1 protein-coding gene is annotated in these 389 nt (G+C 67.1%); it reads left to right on the forward strand.

Features of this window, described 5'->3' with window-relative positions; all coding sequences use genetic code 11:
- Positions 1 to 25: 25 nt before the first annotated feature.
- On the forward strand, positions 26 to 389 hold a 364-nt coding region (locus GVN67_RS29525), incomplete at its 3' end, for a hypothetical protein (RefSeq protein ID WP_200845480.1).

The raw sequence follows: 389 nt of genomic DNA on the forward strand, positions 1-389 counted from the left end.
GTTGCAGGCCATTCCGCAGGCGAAGATGGACCAGCTCACCAACGACAAGCTGGACAGCGCCATCGAGCGCGTCGATGAAGCCATCGCCAAGGTGCGTGCCACCAACCCGGCCGCCGCCGATGCCATCGCGGCGAACCCCGAACTGCAGCTGGCCATGGCCGACTATGACAACCAGTTCGGCGGCATGGGCCCGCAGTTCATCAGCTATCTGGCCGGCAACGCGGAAAAGCTGCAGGGCGGTACGGTCCAGGCCGGCAATCCGCCGACCCGCGGCGACGTGCAGAACTTCGTCGATGCCACCAAGTACGGCATCCAGTCGCCGGCCGCGGTGACCAGCCGCGATGAGCGCTTCGACCGGGCCATGACCCAGCTGGGCATCACCCCCACCC

This window comes from Roseomonas sp. 18066, from assembly GCF_902706185.1.
GTDB lineage: Bacteria > Pseudomonadota > Alphaproteobacteria > Acetobacterales > Acetobacteraceae > Pseudoroseomonas.